At 59.1% G+C, this 16,633-nt stretch carries 17 protein-coding genes; 10 read left to right on the top strand and 7 right to left on the bottom strand.

Annotated elements, in window-relative coordinates; all coding sequences use genetic code 11:
- The 3 genes from AC1XOS_RS09485 to AC1XOS_RS09475 all read left to right on the top strand — a co-directional run.
- Positions 1 to 828: DUF1559 family PulG-like putative transporter (locus AC1XOS_RS09485; RefSeq protein WP_481961976.1), on the top strand; the 828-nt coding region annotated here is incomplete at its 5' end.
- A 132-nt stretch (positions 829 to 960) separates the two neighbouring features.
- The gene (locus tag AC1XOS_RS09480) at positions 961 to 1,818 is read left to right on the top strand and encodes a DUF1559 family PulG-like putative transporter (protein ID WP_481961975.1); all 858 of its coding nucleotides are present in this window, start codon (positions 961 to 963) and stop codon (positions 1,816 to 1,818) included.
- A gap of 93 nt (positions 1,819 to 1,911) precedes the next feature.
- Complete coding sequence (locus AC1XOS_RS09475) at positions 1,912 to 2,748, top strand: DUF1559 family PulG-like putative transporter (protein WP_481961974.1); 837 nt, start codon at positions 1,912 to 1,914, stop codon at positions 2,746 to 2,748.
- 15 nt (positions 2,749 to 2,763) lie between these two features.
- Here the strand turns inward: AC1XOS_RS09475 and ybeY are convergent, their stop codons facing one another.
- The 6 genes from ybeY to AC1XOS_RS09445 form a co-directional block, all read right to left on the bottom strand.
- Positions 2,764 to 3,240 carry an rRNA maturation RNase YbeY gene (ybeY, locus tag AC1XOS_RS09470; RefSeq protein ID WP_481961973.1) on the bottom strand — a complete coding sequence of 159 codons (477 nt, stop codon included), beginning with the start codon at positions 3,238 to 3,240 and terminating at the stop codon, positions 2,764 to 2,766.
- Positions 3,137 to 5,407 carry an HD family phosphohydrolase gene (locus tag AC1XOS_RS09465; protein ID WP_481961972.1) on the bottom strand — a complete coding sequence of 757 codons (2,271 nt, stop codon included), beginning with the start codon at positions 5,405 to 5,407 and terminating at the stop codon, positions 3,137 to 3,139. The genes ybeY and AC1XOS_RS09465 overlap by 104 nt, the downstream gene beginning before the upstream one ends.
- 97 nt (positions 5,408 to 5,504) lie before the next feature.
- A complete protein-coding gene (gene rpsU, locus AC1XOS_RS09460; RefSeq protein ID WP_309709754.1) occupies positions 5,505 to 5,696 on the bottom strand; it encodes a 30S ribosomal protein S21 in 192 nt (63 codons plus the stop codon).
- 86 nt (positions 5,697 to 5,782) lie between these two features.
- Positions 5,783 to 7,588 carry a DUF1549 and DUF1553 domain-containing protein gene (locus AC1XOS_RS09455; protein ID WP_481961971.1) on the bottom strand — a complete coding sequence of 602 codons (1,806 nt, stop codon included), beginning with the start codon at positions 7,586 to 7,588 and terminating at the stop codon, positions 5,783 to 5,785.
- Between the two features lie 9 nt (positions 7,589 to 7,597).
- Positions 7,598 to 8,248 (bottom strand): class I SAM-dependent methyltransferase, encoded by a 651-nt coding sequence (locus AC1XOS_RS09450; protein WP_481961970.1) that lies wholly within the window; start codon positions 8,246 to 8,248, stop codon positions 7,598 to 7,600.
- Positions 8,248 to 10,320: a S9 family peptidase gene (locus AC1XOS_RS09445; RefSeq protein WP_481961969.1), complete on the bottom strand. Its 2,073-nt coding sequence runs from the start codon at positions 10,318 to 10,320 to the stop codon at positions 8,248 to 8,250. The genes AC1XOS_RS09450 and AC1XOS_RS09445 overlap by 1 nt, the downstream gene beginning before the upstream one ends.
- A gap of 96 nt (positions 10,321 to 10,416) precedes the next feature.
- On the opposite strand from AC1XOS_RS09445, the gene AC1XOS_RS09440 reads away from it, so the two are divergent.
- Positions 10,417 to 10,659, top strand: coding sequence for a hypothetical protein (locus tag AC1XOS_RS09440; protein ID WP_481961968.1), 243 nt, complete (start codon positions 10,417 to 10,419; stop codon positions 10,657 to 10,659).
- Positions 10,660 to 10,689: 30 nt separating this feature from the next.
- Here AC1XOS_RS09440 and AC1XOS_RS09435 read toward each other — a convergent pair whose 3' ends face one another.
- Positions 10,690 to 11,328, bottom strand: a complete 639-nt coding sequence (locus AC1XOS_RS09435; RefSeq protein ID WP_481961967.1) for a DcrB/PsbP domain-containing protein — start codon at positions 11,326 to 11,328, stop codon at positions 10,690 to 10,692.
- A gap of 48 nt (positions 11,329 to 11,376) precedes the next feature.
- On the opposite strand from AC1XOS_RS09435, the gene AC1XOS_RS09430 reads away from it, so the two are divergent.
- The 6 genes from AC1XOS_RS09430 to AC1XOS_RS09405 all read left to right on the top strand — a co-directional run.
- Entirely contained in the window at positions 11,377 to 12,912 is a 1,536-nt protein-coding gene (locus tag AC1XOS_RS09430) for a YifB family Mg chelatase-like AAA ATPase (RefSeq protein WP_481961966.1), read from the top strand.
- A 177-nt stretch (positions 12,913 to 13,089) separates the two neighbouring features.
- The gene (locus AC1XOS_RS09425; protein ID WP_481961965.1) at positions 13,090 to 14,184 is read left to right on the top strand and encodes an NAD-dependent epimerase/dehydratase family protein; all 1,095 of its coding nucleotides are present in this window, start codon (positions 13,090 to 13,092) and stop codon (positions 14,182 to 14,184) included.
- Positions 14,171 to 15,172, top strand: coding sequence for a dihydrodipicolinate synthase family protein (locus AC1XOS_RS09420; protein ID WP_481961964.1), 1,002 nt, complete (start codon positions 14,171 to 14,173; stop codon positions 15,170 to 15,172). Before AC1XOS_RS09425 ends, AC1XOS_RS09420 begins: the two co-directional genes overlap by 14 nt.
- 15 nt (positions 15,173 to 15,187) lie before the next feature.
- A complete protein-coding gene (locus AC1XOS_RS09415) occupies positions 15,188 to 15,454 on the top strand; it encodes a hypothetical protein (RefSeq protein ID WP_481961963.1) in 267 nt (88 codons plus the stop codon).
- An 80-nt stretch (positions 15,455 to 15,534) separates the two neighbouring features.
- The gene (locus AC1XOS_RS09410) at positions 15,535 to 16,149 is read left to right on the top strand and encodes a hypothetical protein (RefSeq protein ID WP_481961962.1); all 615 of its coding nucleotides are present in this window, start codon (positions 15,535 to 15,537) and stop codon (positions 16,147 to 16,149) included.
- The coding region (locus AC1XOS_RS09405; protein ID WP_481961961.1) for a hypothetical protein at positions 16,146 to 16,633 on the top strand (488 nt) is incomplete at its 3' end. The genes AC1XOS_RS09410 and AC1XOS_RS09405, both read left to right, overlap by 4 nt.

Below are 16,633 nucleotides of genomic sequence, written 5' to 3'. Positions count from 1 at the left end.
ATCGCCATCATCGCGATTCTCGCTGCCATTCTCTTTCCTGTCTTTGCCCAAGCCCGCGAGAAAGCGCGCCAGGCGGCCTGCCTCTCGAACATGAAGCAGATCGGCACATCGGTTCTGATGTACGCCCAAGACTATGACGAGTCCATCGTGCCCTCTCAGAACGGGACGGCGGGCATTAACCTGGTCTCCTGGCCCTCGATTATCCAGCCCTACATCAAAAACGCCCAGGTCTTTGTCTGCCCCAGCGCCAATGAGTCACCACAGGCTCCCGATCCCCAGTTTATTACCAATACCTCCAATCGCCTCTACATGGGAGTCACCAAAGGAACCACCACGGCGGGCAATGGGGGTGATGGCAGTGATCCAGCGGTCTGCCTCGTGCCGCGCCTCTCCTACAGCCGAAACCTTATCCCCACCACCAACGGCAACCCCTGGGATGCGCTGATCGCGGGGCGGGTCTGCAACAACGGCAAGACCTATCCGGGGTTTGTGGACTATGTCAATAACCTAAAGTCCGGCTGGGTGGGCACCGGCACGACGTTTACCCGCTCGATGGCCGAGATCGCCGAGCCCGCCAGCACGATCCATATCGTCGATGGCATGGCGGGCGGCAACGCGACAGCAAACCCGCTGACCTACGGCGCCTCCATACGCGGTCTTCAGCAAGACATCCGCACGGACATGTTCAAGGACAGTCCTCCCTCGAAAGTCGCGCCTCGCCACTCCGGCGGCTTCGTGGTTCTCTACGGAGACGGTCACTCAGGCTACAAGAAATGGGGCTCAACCACGCCTTGTATGTGGACGATTCAGGACGATATCTGTAACTAAGGGTTTTTCGTTTGTTAACATATTGGAAACCTAACGCCCCTAAAATAAGCAGGTAGAAAATCGTTGTAACAGTCGGTATAATTAGTACTGTCTTAGCTCGGGGTTTCAAGTCGCCCCCTAAAGGAGTTTCTTATGAAACGCAACCGTCTCGCTTTCACGCTTATCGAACTTCTCGTTGTGATCGCCATTATCGCGATTCTTGCTGCCATTCTCTTTCCCGTCTTTGCCCAAGCCCGTGAAAAGGCTCGCCAGACCTCCTGTCTCTCCAACATGAAACAAGTCGGTCTTGGTCTTTTGATGTATACCCAAGACTACGACGAGCAGTTTCCCCGCGCGGACTACTCGGTTCCCATCGGGAGCCCCACTCTGCTAAACCCTGCCGCAACCGGTACATTTTCAGGTCGTGTGAACCACTACAAGTGGCCTGTTTGGGTGCTTCCCTATATTAAAAATTCGCAGGTCTTCTTCTGCCCAAGCCGCAGACGTGACGAAGTCGCTTGGAGTGGAAATGGCGAGATCAAAGGCAATGGCTACGCGCTCAACCTCTCAATCTCTGGTCGCCCGATTTCACCCTCGGGGGAAAATCCCGGCTTCTTAGGTGGTGGTCTTGCTGGTGTCCAAACGCCTGCGGACACGTGGATGCTGATGGAGCTACGCAATCAGGTGAGCTACTCCCATATCACCAGTGGAGGCACTCTCTACCCGGCGGCTCTGCGTGAGTCTTGGACGGCTTATCTGACACCAGGAGGTGTCGTGAATAAAGACAACGCTCCTCACAGTGATGGGTTTACCTTCTGCTACATTGACGGCCATGCAAAGTACATGAACGTGAAAGCATTTCTAGCCGCCTCTCCGACAGCCGCTGAGTACACTGCTCCTGCCTGTACTTTTGTTACGAATGCGGGAGCGGGATCGGGAATGAATACCTGTCCCGGAAGTCCTGCAAGCATCACTTGGACACGCCCCTTCCCCTTCTGGGGCCTCTACTAAAGCGAGTTAGAGGGCTCGTTGTGGCCAACGGAACCCATTGGTTCCGTTGGCCATTGTTTTTGGTATACTGATCGCTGAAGGAACTTATTTTCAATGTCCCGTAAAAATGCATTCACGCTTATCGAACTTTTGGTAGTGATCGCCATTATCGCGATTCTTGCTGCCATTCTCTTTCCGGTCTTTGCCCAAGCCCGTGCCAAAGCCCGCCAGACTGCCTGTCTCTCCAACTTAAAACAAATTGGAACTGCCGTCATGATGTATGTGCAAGACTACGACGAGACTTATCCTCCCTCACAGATTCCCTTAGGACCGGCGGATGCAACGCCTCCTCCTCCAGCAGGCTCCGTGATTTCTTGGCCGACGCTGATCTTCCCTTACATTAAGAATGAGGGTGTGTTTGTTTGTCCTGATGGGGAAACAACTGTAAAATCAGTAACTTTAACGGTGAATGGGGTTTCGACAACAGGAAACTACTGCGGTGTCACAACTCTTAATACGCGATTCGCTCCTGTAGCACAAGGTGATGGTTCTACAAGACCCTATGGGCTAGTCAACCGGCTCTCCTATGGGCGCAATCTGATCCCGCTAGGAACCTCATCCGCAACCAACTGGACGACGGTTGGATTTGCTGGGCAGGACAAGAGTGGCTTCGTGACCACAGGAACCACCCTTTCGGTCGCAGAAGCCGCTGTTGCACAACCGGCCAGCACGATCCATATTATGGATGCTTGGACGACAGTCTGCGATCAGGGCAACTCGATCCGGGGAATTCAGCAAGAGATCCGAACGGATCGGTATAATAACATCACCGCATCCAAGGTTTCTAACCGGCACTTTGGTGGCTTTGTCTGTCTCTTCGGTGACGGCCATGCAGGCTACAAGAAGTGGGGTTCCTCCAAAGCGGCGGAGTGGAGCATTCAGGAAGATTAGTTTCTTATCTCTGAGCTAGGGAAGGGGGTCGAGTGGTTTGCCTAAGATGCGCCGCTCGACCCCCTTCATTATTTCGGAGCCCGCCTCGGTATCATCTTCGTGGCCTAGCAGGTGCAGAATCCCATGAACGAGCAGTAGCGCCAGCTCGTCTTCTAGCTCCCAGCCTCGTGCCAGTGCCTGACGCTCCGCCGTGTCGCGGGAGATGACCACGTCGCCAAGCTGTTCGGTGAGTGGCTCGCCCGGCTCAGACTGGGGCCAAGAGAGCACATCGGTGGGCTTGTCTTTTTCCCGCCAGTCTCGATTGAGCTGCTGGATCGCGTCGTCCGTGACGATCAAAACGCTTACCTCAATAGATCCCCCCGCCGAGCGGGGGCTAGGGGGGAGGCCACTAAGGCATTCCGAGAGGAGTTTTTGTGCGGCGGCGGCGGCCCGACTCCACGGTAGGTGGGCTATCGGGTGCTGGTTCTGAAGGGCGATCTCGATTGCTCTCATTAGGGGTTTCTCTAGGGCTCTCTTTTGTGTCTTTTGCATCTTTCGGATACTCGATACGAGCGTGCAGCGTGGCACAGAGAGTTCGCGTGAAGACATCCTGAATGGTTTTTAGATCACGCAGAGTAAGAGGACACTCGTCGAGCTGGCCGTCGGCGCGTTTGTCCTCAATCATCCGTGCGACAAAGTCTGTGACGCGCTGCGGGCTCGGCTTATCCAAGACGCGGGATGCGGCCTCGACTCCATCGGCCAGCATCAGAATCGCGGCCTCCTTGCTTTGGGGCTTAGGGCCAGGGTAGCGGAACTGAGACTCAAGGGTGGCATCGGGGACACCGCCCGTGGCTTGGTGATAGAAAAACTTCATCAGGGTCGTGCCGTGGTGCTGAGAGATCACCTCGCACACTCGGGGAGGCAGCCCGACACGCTCGGCGATCTCTAGACCCTCTTTGACATGGTTGATCAGCACGAGTGCCGACAGAGATGGACTGATTCGGTCATGGACATTCTCAGCATTGGACTGGTTCTCGATAAAAAACTCGGGGCGGTTCATCTTGCCCAAGTCGTGGTAGTAGGCCGCCACGCGAACGAGCATCGCATCTGCCTCAATGGCCTCAGCGGCCGCGTGCGCGAGGTTACCGACCATAAGCGAGTGGGCGTAGGTGCCCGGTACCGCCATGCGGAAGTCTTGTAGGATCGGAGTCGCCGGGTCGGAGAGCTCCAAGAGGCGCAGGTGGGTGGTGATTCCAAAGGGGCGCTCCAGGCACCAGACACCTAAATAGAACAGGGCCAGTGCCACGAGGCCAGAGCCGATTCCCATCAGAACGCCCGTTAAAATCTCGCGAGGGAGGTCATGCTCCATCTGCGCGACGAGCAGGCTCAGAATGGCGTTGGCACCACAGACCGCGGCTCCCGCACGAAAGACATCGCCTCGGTTACGCATTGAGGCCACCGAGACAATCCCTGCCAGTGAGGAGCCCAGAGTAAAGACGGTAAAACGTAGCTCGTTGTTGAGCACCACCCCACTCGTCACCGCAAGTAGCGCAACAACCAGAGTCGCGACTGAGGGCGAGATGAGCAGCGCAATCACCATCCCTGCCGAGGCGACGCACATCATCCCCAGATACGAGAGATTGATTCCCGTAAAGGGCAGACCCAACAGAGTCGAGCCGAGCTTGATTCCCATCACGGAAACCACTGTCAGAATGGCGAGCAAAAAGAGCCGCTTTGTGTCCAGATAGAGCTCTCGGTGAAAGACCCGCAGGTAGACCGTCACGAATGCCACGATAAGGTTGACCATGAGGACAATCACCAGGATCGAGAGAGCATCCAGTGCGGCATTGCGAAGTCCCAGTGCGGTCAGTGCGTCTAAGTGCGCTTGGGTCACCCGCTCACCGTTTCGTAGTACCAGCTCGCCTGCCGCAATCCGTCGGGTCTGGCGCGCCACCTGCGCCTCCGCTTCATCACGGGCCTGCTGGGTCATACGAGCATCGTAGTGACGGTTCTCTGTCAGTGCCTCACTACAGAGAGCGGCGACGGGCGCACGGAGGTTCTCGGGGAGATCCAGCAAGATAGGATCGGCGACTAGGCCACGGCGGGCAATTGTGAGGTCGTTGGTGTCGTCTCGGAGCGTCCCCTGCATGGTGCGCGTGACGAGGCTGGTCGCGACGGCTTGCGCTTTCTCAAACAGCTCAGGGTTGGCAGCACTCAGAGCATCCAGAGTGGACTGGCTCAGTCTGAGGCCAGACTGTCGCCGAATATCTTCGAGCTCAGGGTGGTCCCGAACAGGGGTAGCAATGGCCTCAAAGACTGTCCGAATCGCCTCTTGTGTGTTGCGGCTGGCATCGGGAATGAGCTGATAGCGCTTGTCAACCTGGCTGATCGCCTCTTCCCGCAGACGCTGTGTCGCCTCCGTGTCTTCGTAGCGTGCGGTGCGCGGGGCCGTCACGTCCTGGCGTGAGATCGTCCCAAGCGCGACATTGACCCGGTTGGGGAGCAAGTGAATACAGAGAAGTACTGAGAGAATCGCGGCGGTTCCGAGGGCGAGTAGGAGGCGCAGGGGCGAAATGCGTGGCGCAGGGGCAGGTTTTCCTCGCGGCTCAGAGGCACGGCGAGGGCGGGGATTCGTTGAGCTGATTTGAAGCTCAAAAGGCAGACGCCAGCGCATCTTCATAAAGCGATTCCGTGGCGATCTCAAACAAAAATAAGTTCAGCAGGATTCAGTGCTTCGTACATCGAGGGCACGGTGTACGCGGGGGATCGGGAGAGAGCTACTTCTCTTCGTTTGCTTGACGAATCTTGCGCTTGCGAGCGGCTTCTGCCTTACGGCGCTTGTCGCTAGGCTTCTCGTAGAACTCGTGGGTGCGGGCGGTTTTGAGGACTCCGTCCTGCTGAAGGACTTTCTTAAAACGCTTGAGGGCCGCCTCAAGCGGCTCACCTGGTTTCAGATTGATTTGTGCCATGAATAATTCACCCCCTCCCGAACAAAAATGTATTTTTTGGTGTGTCGCACACCGTGCCGGTGGCAATTGTATCTTAAATACCCGTCTCAGTCAAGATAGCTAAACTCATTGAGGTTAAAGAGGGCACGGCAAAGAGCAGGGAGCCCGTGCTTGAGGCGGAGCTTCTCGCAGAGTTCGCGCTCGTTTTTGGTGGGGAGTCTTTGGAGGACAAGCCGGAATGCCAAGGCAAGCTTATCGGTCTCTGTGCTCTTTTCGACGCGCCGGGCAAGTGCCTGCGCTGCATCGCGCAGAAAGGGATTGTTCAGAAGTGCTAGCGCTTGGGGAGCCACGGTGGATGTCGTGCGCGAGGCACAAGAGACAGCGTTATCAGGTAGGTCAAACGTGGCGAGCAGAGGAACTGCCACGGTGCGCTTTTGCACCAGATAGAGGCTGCGAACGCCCTGACGCTCGGGGGGCGACGGATACCAGCCCTTGGTTTTCTCTTTGTTATCGTCCAGAAACGCGGGGTTGGCCTTCAGCACCTCATCGGGTAGAGGCGGCCAGATCGGGGGGCCACCAAAGCGCTCGGTGAGCTGACCGCTGGTCTGCAAGATCGCGTCACGGAGCTGCTCCGCAGAGAGGCGGCGCGGCGCATGGGCACTCTGGTAGGCACGGCTACTTATGATGAGCCGATGGAGCGTCTTGACCGACCCGCCGCTCTCCAAGAAAGCATGGGCGAGATAGTCGAGCAAGGCGCGGTTTTTAGGCGGTGCCCCCGAGTAGCCCAGGTCGTTGGGAGTGGCGATCAGGCCCTCCCCGAAGTGCTGCATCCAGACGCGATTGACCAGGACACGTGCGGCAAGTGGGTTTTCTTTGGCCGTGATCCACCGTGCCAGAGTCAGCCGTCGCCCTGTGGAGCCCGTGCGCACGGGCTTGACCAGCGGCACGGGGTTCGGGTCGAGCACGGTGGGAAAGCCGTAGGGCACTTCCTCCTTGGGTTGGTTGAGATCCCCCCCCGCCAGCACGTGCGTCGCGCGGGGGGGCTTGTCGCCATCGGTGACCAGCAGACCCTTGAGGGGCTCTTGGTCGGAGCCTAGCGCCACCGAGAGATCGTCCCGAAACGTCACTCCCTCGAAGAAGGCACGAAAGCGATAGAAGTCCGCCTGGAGGATCGGCTCAGTCTTGTGGTGGTGGCAGCGAGCACAAGACATCGTCAGCCCCAGAAATGCCGCGCCCGTGGTCTCGACTAAGTCATTCATCAGAGCGTGTCGTACGCGATTGTCTTCGCCAAAGAGCTTAGCGCTATTGTCCCACGGGCCCAGGCGCAGGTAGCTTGTCGCGAGAAGTGCGTCCTGCTCGGCGGCGTTTTTTGGCTTGCCCGCCACCAGCTCATCGCCCGCAAGCTGCTCGGTGACGAACTTAGCGTAGGGTTTGTCGGCGTTAAAGCTGCGCACGACATAGTCTCTGTAGCGCCAGGCCAAGGGGCGAAACTCATCCCAGTCAAAGCCATTGCTATCGGCGTAGCGCACCACATCGAGCCAGAGCCGCGCCTGGTGCTCACCATAGCTATGTCGAGTGAGAAGCTGCTCGGCAAAGGCAGGGGCGCTCGTAAACGCAGCCACCTCGCGCTCGGTGGGAGGTAGGCCCGTTAGCCCGAAGCTGAGCCGCCGCGCGAGGGTACGCGAATCGGCCACGGGGGCTTGGGTTGTGCCCAGAAGTGAGTCAATCGAAGCGCCGACGGGGGCTTTTTGGAGAGGACGCAGGCTCCAGAGATCCAGCCGCTCGCCCCCAAAAGTCGCCACGACCGGGTTGCGCTTGTCCTTCCAGGCCGGGCCAATGCGCTCCTGCGCGGCGCTGATTCCCACAAGGAAAAAGAGCGGTAGGGCAAACCAGAGGCCAAAGACGCGGTGCATAACGCTATTTTACCTGCTTGGGGTGGGTGTGATCCACAGGAGCATGGTATCGCGCCACTCCCCCGCCCACTCCAGGCGCTTTGCCTCCATCTGGAGCTTCCAGCCCGCGCGCTCGCGTGTCTCGATAAACTCCAGGGCGGCAGGCCAGATTGGGTCGGCGAGGAGGATTTTAGTGCCCAGAGTGGGGAGCAAGTCGGTGAGGGTGGGGTGAAGCAGGCGCTCGTAGAGAACATCCGCGCCAAAAACAAGATCAAAGCTCGTGAGATCTTTAGGCCAGCTCCGCCAGTCGCCTTTTTGCACGGTGAGATTGGCAATCTGGTTGCGCGTGGCATTCTCACGGCAGAGTGCCAGACAGTCCTCGTGGTAGTCGGTCTGGACAACCTGCGCCGCGCCTAAGTGTGCCGCCACGAGCCCGACATAGCCCACGCCCGCGCCGATCTCTAAGATTCGCTTACCTTTTACGAGCGCGGGCTCTTCGGCCAGACGCAACGCTAGTGCGTGCGCGGAGGCCCAGAGGAGGATGCCAAAGGGAAAGTTCGCTAGGTCTTCATCGGTCTGGAGCGGACGAATGAGGGCATCTTGATCCGTGACACAGCTAAGCTCCCAGGTGCGACCGGCACACGTGACCGAGTGCGTGACGAGAGGATAGTCGGAGAGCATCAGAGGTTCTTGAGGAGAAAACTCAGCATCAAGCGGCGCGAGTGCTGGCTCTGCTGAGGGTTCCCAATGCCATGGCGGCTGGTGGGCGAGGGGTAGAACATCATCTCGAAGTCTTTTCCCGCTTTCTGGAGCCGATCAATAAGCTGCACGGAGTTTTGTAGGTGGACATTGTCGTCCATCATGCCGTGGACTAAAAGCAGCTTGCCGTGCAGATTCTCCGCCCCCTCCAAACACGATGCCGCCTTGTAGCCCTCCGGGTTGAGCTGGGGGGTGCTCATGTAGCGCTCGGTGTAGATCGTGTCGTAGAACTGCCAGTCGGTTGGGGGAGCGCCCGCGATCCCGCACTTAAACATCTTGGAGTGGGTTAGCGCGTAGGCCGTCATGAAGCCACCGTAGCTCCAGCCCTCTATGGAAAGGCGACCTTTATCGGCGTAGCCTTGGGCAATCAGAGACTTCAGCGCGTCCTCGATATCTTGGAGCTCGCGCACGCCGAGCTGCTTGTAGCTGCACTTTTGCGCCGCGGTGCCTCGTGGATTGGCCGTGCGGTTGTCGCACTTGAAGACAATAATGCCGCTCTGTGCCAGAAACTGATCCCGCACGCTGCCATTGACGGCGCTATAGCTATTGCGCGCCGTCGGGGCGCTGGGGCCTGCGTAGACGGGCATATAAACCGGGTAGCGCTTCTTGGGGTCGTAGCCCGGTGGGAGCAAGAGAGTGCCCTCCAGAACATAGCCATCCCGCGCTTTTATCGTCACGAACTTGCCGGTGCCGAGCTTGTACTGCTCTCCTGCCCTGGGCGGATTGTACTTGACCACCGTCTTGAGCACCGCGCCCGTTTTACCGTCACAGAGGCGGATCATGCCGGGGTTTTCTGCCGTCGAGTAGGTATCGAAGAAGAACTCCTCGGTGGGGGAGAAGCTCACCGAGTGCGTCCCCATGCCTTGGGTCAGACAAACGGGAGGTGTCTTTCCATCCAGCCACGCTCGGTAAAGATGGCTCCCGGAGACATCCACGCCATTGCCATTGAAGTAGACAACTCCCTTTTCTTCATCGAGGCGCGTCACACCTTTCATGTCGTACGCGCCTTTGGTCACTTGCGCGACGAGTGTGCCGTCTTGTTTGTAGCGGTAGAGATGCCTAAAGCCATCCCGATCACTCGTCCAGAGAAAGGTCCCGTCGGCCAGCCACGTGGGATCGTCGGTGACATCTATCCACTGCGGGCTTTTTTCCGCGATCAGGGTGCGCGAGTCGCTTCCGGTGACGGCATCGGCGCTCCGTAGCTCAAGCTGGCTCTGGATTCGGTTCTGGAGCTGGTAGAAAACCCGCTTGCTGTCCGGGGTGAAGGCAAATCGAACAATCAGCAGATCGTCGGCGACAAACGGGCGGGTGTCCAAAAAGACCGGCTCGCCGCCACCCTCAACCGAGGCTAGCCCAAGCTTTGCGGTGGGATTGGGGTCGCCGGGGAGGGGATAGTCCCAGTCTTCTGTTGCCTCCTGGACGCGCTTGGTGTGATCTTGGAGCCGGTACTTCTTGACCCCCGACTCATCAAGCCGCAGAAAGGCGAGGTGCTTGCTGTCCGGGCTCCAGCGAACGGCGTAGCGACTGCCTCGCCCGTAGACTTCTTCATCGTAGACCCAGTCCAGAATGCCATTTAATATCGTCGCGGAGCCGTCTTTGGTGAGCTGCTTATCATCGCTTCCCTGGCTATCTTTCAGGTAGAGATTATTGTTTTTAACATAGGCCGTGTAGCGCCCATCGGGGCTCGTCAGACTCATCCCCGCCGCACCGCGCCGCCGCCGCGCCGCCGTCGCCCCCGCAGGCTGCCCAGGCTCAATCTCCTTAGGCTGTGGCACCTCGGTGCTCGTGCGGGCATCAATAAACTTCTCTGCACCGTCTTTGGACAGCTTATAAACCGTGCCCGTAACCCAGCTCACCGACCCCTGCGGAGTCGCCGCAAGGCTCACCCCCGAGCCACCAAGGGCCTCGTCAAAAGTGAAGGTCTTGTTCTGGGCAAACGCAAACGTCGGTGCCGCGCATACAAGTGCAGCGGCGAAGATTAAGGAAGCTCGCATGAAATATTATAACGCGAGATTTCCATTCAATTGTTTTCCTTCCCCATCGCTTGATTTCTCGCGGCGATATCATTAAAGTCAGGAGGATTTAGGGAAATGCCACAGACATTGGAAGAGCGCGTGACGCTCTTGGAGCGAGAGGTAAAAGAGCTACGACAGACACAGAAGACGACAGAGACAGGCACTGGGAACAATCAGTGGGTTAATGTGATCTTTGGTGCTTTCAAAGACGATCCGCTTTTCGAAGAAGCAGTCAAAGCAGGAGCAGAGTACCGTAAAGCACAAGTGCCCGACTATATGACAGAGGAACCCATTCCCGATGTGCCTGGGAGCATTTAGAATGCGTGTCGCTCGTAGGAAAACTCGCCATTAGAGCTTAACGCCACTCTGGTTGAGCTGAACCCGATCCGTGTCTAGGTTCTCGTCGGTGCTGGCCAGTGTCCAGCTTGCGACCCGGCGCTGGCCGTCGACCCGAACCCGCCCGACGATGGTGATACTGCGCTGCGATGGCTTGCCGGGAAGATTAAGCGCGTACTCTAGCCGTGTCATCTTCTGGCCCCCCCGCTCGACACTGCTGGCCCGAATCCTCTGGTACTCCTGGCCCCAGCTCGACATCCTGGCATCGAGCCGCTCCACGATGGCGCGTGGGCTCATTCCCTCATCGAGCGAGAGAAGTCGCTGTTCAAAGATGGCTCCTGAGGGGCTTGCGAGGCGCAGAAGCTCGTCGTTTTCTTGCTCCACGCGCCAGAGCCGTGGGCGAATCTCATTGGCGCGAAAAATCCGTAGCACGTTCTCGGGGGCAGGTGTGGCCGTGGGGCGGGGACGCGGCTTAGGAGTGGCTTTGGTTTTGTTCGTTTTGTTCGAGGGCGCATTGGGAGCTTTGGGAAGCTGGAGATAGGCACGAACGCTCAGCCCAACGACCAGCGCCGCCAGCCCACCGACTAGCCAGAGAAGCACTTTGGTCGGGGCGTCAAAAAAAAGTTCGTGTGTTTTATCAGAATCGGCCATTGTCACCCGTTTTAAAGACGAATCTGAAACGAAAAGGTGACAAAGAAAATGCTTGCAGTCGTAGAATCAGCGGCGATATTTGGAGTGGATGCGTATGGCGTGAGAGCGGAGGTCAATGTCTCGGGCACCGTGCCCAGCTTTACCATCGTCGGCCTGCCCGACGCGGCGGTTCAGGAGAGCCGTGAGCGGGTACGGGCCGCTATCCGCAACAGTGGCCTGCGCTTCCCGTACGAGAAGCGCATTATCGTGAACTTGGCCCCGGCAGATATTCGAAAGGCCGGACCCGCATTTGACCTGCCCATTGCCATCGGTCTCTTGGTTGCCACCGAGCAGCTTGCGCCAGAGCAGCTTCAGGAGACGGTCTTTATCGGCGAGCTGGGCCTCGATGGAGCCGTCCGCCCCGTCTCGGGCGTGCTGCCCTTGGCGCTCTGGGCACGGCAGAACGGACGGAAGCGCCTGATCGTCCCGGAGGCCAACACCCGCGAGGCAGCGATCGTGGGCGAAGTGGACGTCTACGGCGTCACGTCGCTGGCCCAAGTGCTGGAGATTCTCAACGATCCTGAGTTCTTCGTGCCCGTGCGCGAAGACCCACAGCGGATCTTGGCGCACCGCCAGAGCAGCGACGTGGACTTTAGCGACGTGAAGGGCCAGGCACAGGTGAAACGCGCACTGGAAGTGGCTGCGGCTGGGGGGCACAATGTCTTGCTGCTCGGCTCCCCTGGCTCGGGGAAGACCATGCTCGCGCGGCGGCTTCCGACCATCCTTCCCACTCTCTCGGTGGAAGAGGCGCTGGAAGTCACCAAGCTCTACTCCGTCTCAGGGCAGCTTGCCAACGGTGCAGCACTCATCACCGAGCGGCCATTTCGCTCGCCACACCACACAATCTCCAACGCGGGCCTGACCGGCGGGGGCAGTATTCCTCGGCCAGGCGAAGTCTCGCTCGCACACTTTGGCGTCCTGTTTCTTGATGAGCTGCCCGAGTTCAATCGTGATGTGCTCGAAGTCATGCGCCAGCCCCTAGAAGATGGCCATGTCACGATTGCGCGTGCCGCCGCCTCGCTGACCTACCCGGCACGCTTCACGCTGATTGCGGCTATGAACCCGTGCCCCTGTGGCTTCTTCGGCGACTCGGTGCGGGCTTGCTCGTGCTCGCAGCAGGCTGTGGCGAAGTATCTCAGCAAGATCTCGGGACCACTTTTGGACCGCATTGATATTCATATCGAGGTGCCACGCCTGCACCACGACGAGCTTACCGCGCCGCCCGCAGGAGAAACGTCGAGCGCCATTCGTGAGCGGGTGGAGCGGGCACGCTGCCTCCAGCGGCAGCGCTTTACTCGTGAGAGCCTCTACTGCAATGCCCACATGAGCGCCCGCCAGCTCCAGCGTCACTGTATGATGGAGCCCGAGGCAAAGTCGCTGCTGGGGTCTGCCATCACGGCCATGCAGCTCTCCGCCCGTGCCTACGACCGCATCTTAAAAGTCGCCCGCACGATCGCCGACCTCGCGGGCTCTGAGGCCATCGGCGTCGCCCATATCGCCGAGGCGGTGCAGTATAGAACACTCGACCGGAAGTTCTGGCGGTGAGATCCCTCCTCCCCCGCCCCTCCTCCCAATCCTGGGAGGAGGGGGAAAGAGGGGAGCCAGAGGTTTTTCAGGACTCCCCTCCCCAATCCTGCCTCCGCAGGATTGGCACCCAGAGGGTACCCGGGGGCAGGGGGAGGAGAGTACTACTTGACAAAATTCTAAAACCCTGTCAAACGTATGTTTGAAAGGCACTTGCTGATGCTTGATACCTATTGCAGGCGAAGGCAAGATAAGGAAAATGCCGTCGCGGTGGTGAATCGTGGCGGCATGACCATAGACGAACTTGAGGACAAGCTCTCTGAGCCAGCTCCAGCAGTCATTTCGGCGCTAGACTCTCTGGAGGGCGATTTTCTGATTCTCGGGGCGGCGGGCAAGATGGGGCCAACCCTGGCGCGGATGGCAAAGCGCGCTGTGGGTAAGAGTCGCCGCGTTATTGCCGTCAGCCGCTTCTCCGACGCCTCTACGCGTGCTGCGTTGGAGCTTGCGGGGGTGGAGACCATCGGGGCGGATCTGCTGGATGTGGATGCGCTGCTCGGCCTGCCCGATGTGCAAAATATCGTCTTCATGGCCGGAATGAAGTTCGGCGCAACGGGAAACGAGCCCCTGACTTGGGCGATGAATAGCTTCCTGCCTGGCCTTGTCTGCCAGCGCTTCACCACGAGCCGGATCGCCGCGTTCTCCACGGGCAATGTCTACCCGCTGACGCCGCTGACTCTTGGCGGCAGTATCGAGACCGACGCACCAGGGCCGGTGGGGGAGTACGCCCAGAGCTGCCTGGGCCGGGAGCGGATTTTTCAGTACTTCGCCGAGACCTACGGCACGCCCATCGCGATCTTGCGCCTCAACTATGCCGTCGAGCTGCGCTACGGGGTGCTCTGTGACATTGCCCGCAAGGTCTGGGAGGGCACTCCCATCTCCGTCGCCATGGCCGCCGTGAATGTGATCTGGCAAGGCGATGCCAATGCCTGGGCGCTCCAGAGCCTCGCGCAGGCCTCGTCCCCAGCGAGCCTCTTTAACCTCGCGGGGCCGGAGCAGCTCTCGGTGCGACGACTCGCGGAGCAGCTCGGGAGGCTGTTGGGCATAGAGCCAATATTCGAGGGCGATGAGGCGCCTCACGCGCTGCTCTCCAACGGCCAGAAAGCCCATCGGGCGTTTGGCTACCCGACCGTTGCCGTCGAGCAAGTGCTGGAATGGACGGCGGAGTGGATCAAGAACGGCGGCCCGACGCTGGGCAAGCCCACGAAGTTCGAGGTGCGCGATGGTAAGTTTTAAGGCAGGCGTTGCCATCCCCGCCCAGCCGCTGGCGCTGAACGCTCATCGCAAGCTGGATGAGCGGCGGCAGCGGGCGCTGACGCGCTACTACCTGGCGGCGGGTGTCGGTGGGCTTGCGGTCGGGGTTCACACCACGCAGTTCGCGATTCGTGACCCCAGGATCGGGCTTTTCGAGCCCGTGTTGCAGCTTGCCAAAGAGGAGCTGGATCGGGCGGGGCGTGCAGTATTTCGGATCGGTGGGGTCTGTGGGGAGACCAAGCAAGCCGTTGCCGAGGCAACGCTTCTGCGCTCCCTGGGCTACGAGGCGGGCTTGCTCTCCCTGGCTGCGCTACGCAATGCCGATGACGAGGCCCTTCTGTCCCACTGCCGCGCCGTCGGGGAGGTGATTCCGCTGGTTGGGTTTTACTTGCAGCCTGCTGTCGGCGGGCGCGTTCTGCCCTATGCTTTCTGGCGGCGCTTCTTTGAGATCGAGAGTGTGATCGCGGTGAAGATTGCGCCGTTCAACCGCTACCAGACCCTGGATGTGGTGCGTGCACTCGTGGCGACGGGCCGCCAGGACATCGCGCTCTACACGGGCAACGACGATGCTATTGTGACGGACTTGGTGACGACCTACTTTGGCCGCCGGATTGTCGGGGGGCTCCTGGGGCACTGGGCCTGCTGGACCAAGAGCGCCGTAGGGCTACTCAAAACCTGCCAAGCCATCACTGACAGCGTCCCCGCTGAGCTCCTCGAAACCGGCGTCGCGGTCACGGACATGAACGCTGCGATCTTCGATGCCGCGAATCACTTTCACGGCTGCATCGCCGGGATTCACTACGTCTTGCAGCAGCAGGGCTTGTTGGAGGGAATCTGGTGCTTGGATGAGAACGAGGGGCTCTCGCCGGGGCAACAAGCCGAGATCGAGCGCGTCCGAGCCGCCTACCCGAATCTCACAAAGCCTGACGACGACTTCATCGCGGAGCATCTCGATGAGTGGTTGCGATAAAATCAAGCCATGACTATGGAAGAGATCATTGCAAGAGGTAAGTCCATCTACGAGCGACAGCTTCGTAAGCACTTGGCTATTCCCGAAAATATGGGAAAGCTCCTCATGATTGATGTCGATACCGGAGACTATGAAATCGGCGAAGACGGCAACGATGTCGAACTTTTTCGGAATTTACGTGCACGTCATCCGCAGGCGAAGGTTTTCAGTCTCAAAGTTGGCTTCCGAACCGCCGATGCTGTTGGAACCTCTCTGCAACTTGAACAGGAACAGGCTGCGTGATTGTCGGAACCTACTTGCCCGACCGAAGTGAAATCACGGTTGAACTCGAGATGGTCACTATCTCTGGTGAACGAGTTCCCGTGACGACGATTCTAGACACGGGCTTTACGGGTTTTCTGATGCTCAGTAAAGACCAAGTCCAAGAGCTGGGGGCAACTCCGGTAGACCTACGCGAAATGGAGCTTGCCGATGGAACGATTCGCCCCGTCGCCCGCTACGAAGTTACTCTTCTCTGGGATGGACGGCCAAAAACGGTCTTTGCTCTGGTGAACGAAGCCACAAAGCCTTTACTTGGAATGAAGCTCCTTCACCGGTCACTGGTGACACTGGAACTCGTCGTTCCTGCACCGCCATTGGATCGCGTCGAGCTGGCGCGTCGGTTTCTGGAGAGCGTGGCGTTTCCGCTGGCAGGCTTCGAAAAAAAGCTGGCAGGTTGCGTCTGGGCAGTTTGTGCCAAGAGTGATCATCTTGTGGACGATCTATGGCGAGCTGCACCAAAGCCTACCGACTGGCACGCTGGGTACGCGGGTGGCGCTTTGGTAAGTCGCCCGAAGCGCGTCAGAACGTCCACAAGTGGTTGCTTGGTTGCCTACGAGCGTCTCATCACTTTTGGTGAGTTTATCGGGGCATTACAACAACGTGCCGCGCGTGAGTATGAAGAAATACTGCGCGAAGCCCGATGGGAAGAAACATGACACTGGAACAAGCGCGACAACTGCGGGAGGCGGCGGGGCAGCCGATTCACTGGTCCGAGGAACTAAAGCCACCGCTTTCCCGGCTCGTGCTGACACGGATTTGTGTGGCGCGCTGCGAAAAAGACGAGCTGGACGTCTCGGACTGGAGTGCGGTGCTGGGGCCAGGGGCTCAGGAAAAAGTGGAGGACACGTGTGCTTCTCTGGGCGAGGAGCTGGACCTGGTGATCGGGCCATCCGTGCCGCCCTCGCTACGTCTCTGTGACTTGGTGGCGATGGTCGAAGAGGCGTTTATGATGCGCTGGCAGGCACTGGGGCAGCTCGATGCGTCGGAGGCGCAGCTTGTTGCGATGCTGGGGCGGGCGGTGGGCAAGGAGATTTCCGCAGAATCGAAGATGGCGGAGATCGTCCCCGAGGCAAAGCTGGTCGGGCTCTGGGAGCGCCTGCCTGAGCCGTGGTCAGGACTGTGGCCGGAGGTTCCGCTGAA

It is taken from the genome of Armatimonas sp. (assembly GCF_964826245.1).
The sequence above is the reverse complement of the archived record's forward strand: the minus strand, read 5'-3'. Positions and strand labels throughout refer to the sequence as shown.

Coding starts and splice junctions, on each gene's coding strand:
- AC1XOS_RS09480 (WP_481961975.1), top strand. CDS start 961: ATGAAACGCAACCGTCTCGCTTTCACGCTTATCGAACTTCTCGTTGTG.
- AC1XOS_RS09475 (WP_481961974.1), top strand. CDS start 1,912: ATGTCCCGTAAAAATGCATTCACGCTTATCGAACTTTTGGTAGTGATC.
- ybeY (WP_481961973.1), bottom strand. CDS start 3,240: ATGAGAGCAATCGAGATCGCCCTTCAGAACCAGCACCCGATAGCCCAC.
- AC1XOS_RS09465 (WP_481961972.1), bottom strand. CDS start 5,407: ATGAAGATGCGCTGGCGTCTGCCTTTTGAGCTTCAAATCAGCTCAACG.
- rpsU (WP_309709754.1), bottom strand. CDS start 5,696: ATGGCACAAATCAATCTGAAACCAGGTGAGCCGCTTGAGGCGGCCCTC.
- AC1XOS_RS09455 (WP_481961971.1), bottom strand. CDS start 7,588: ATGCACCGCGTCTTTGGCCTCTGGTTTGCCCTACCGCTCTTTTTCCTT.
- AC1XOS_RS09450 (WP_481961970.1), bottom strand. CDS start 8,248: ATGCTCTCCGACTATCCTCTCGTCACGCACTCGGTCACGTGTGCCGGT.
- AC1XOS_RS09445 (WP_481961969.1), bottom strand. CDS start 10,320: ATGCGAGCTTCCTTAATCTTCGCCGCTGCACTTGTATGCGCGGCACCG.
- AC1XOS_RS09440 (WP_481961968.1), top strand. CDS start 10,417: ATGCCACAGACATTGGAAGAGCGCGTGACGCTCTTGGAGCGAGAGGTA.
- AC1XOS_RS09435 (WP_481961967.1), bottom strand. CDS start 11,328: ATGGCCGATTCTGATAAAACACACGAACTTTTTTTTGACGCCCCGACC.
- AC1XOS_RS09430 (WP_481961966.1), top strand. CDS start 11,377: ATGCTTGCAGTCGTAGAATCAGCGGCGATATTTGGAGTGGATGCGTAT.
- AC1XOS_RS09425 (WP_481961965.1), top strand. CDS start 13,090: ATGTTTGAAAGGCACTTGCTGATGCTTGATACCTATTGCAGGCGAAGG.
- AC1XOS_RS09420 (WP_481961964.1), top strand. CDS start 14,171: ATGGTAAGTTTTAAGGCAGGCGTTGCCATCCCCGCCCAGCCGCTGGCG.
- AC1XOS_RS09415 (WP_481961963.1), top strand. CDS start 15,188: ATGGAAGAGATCATTGCAAGAGGTAAGTCCATCTACGAGCGACAGCTT.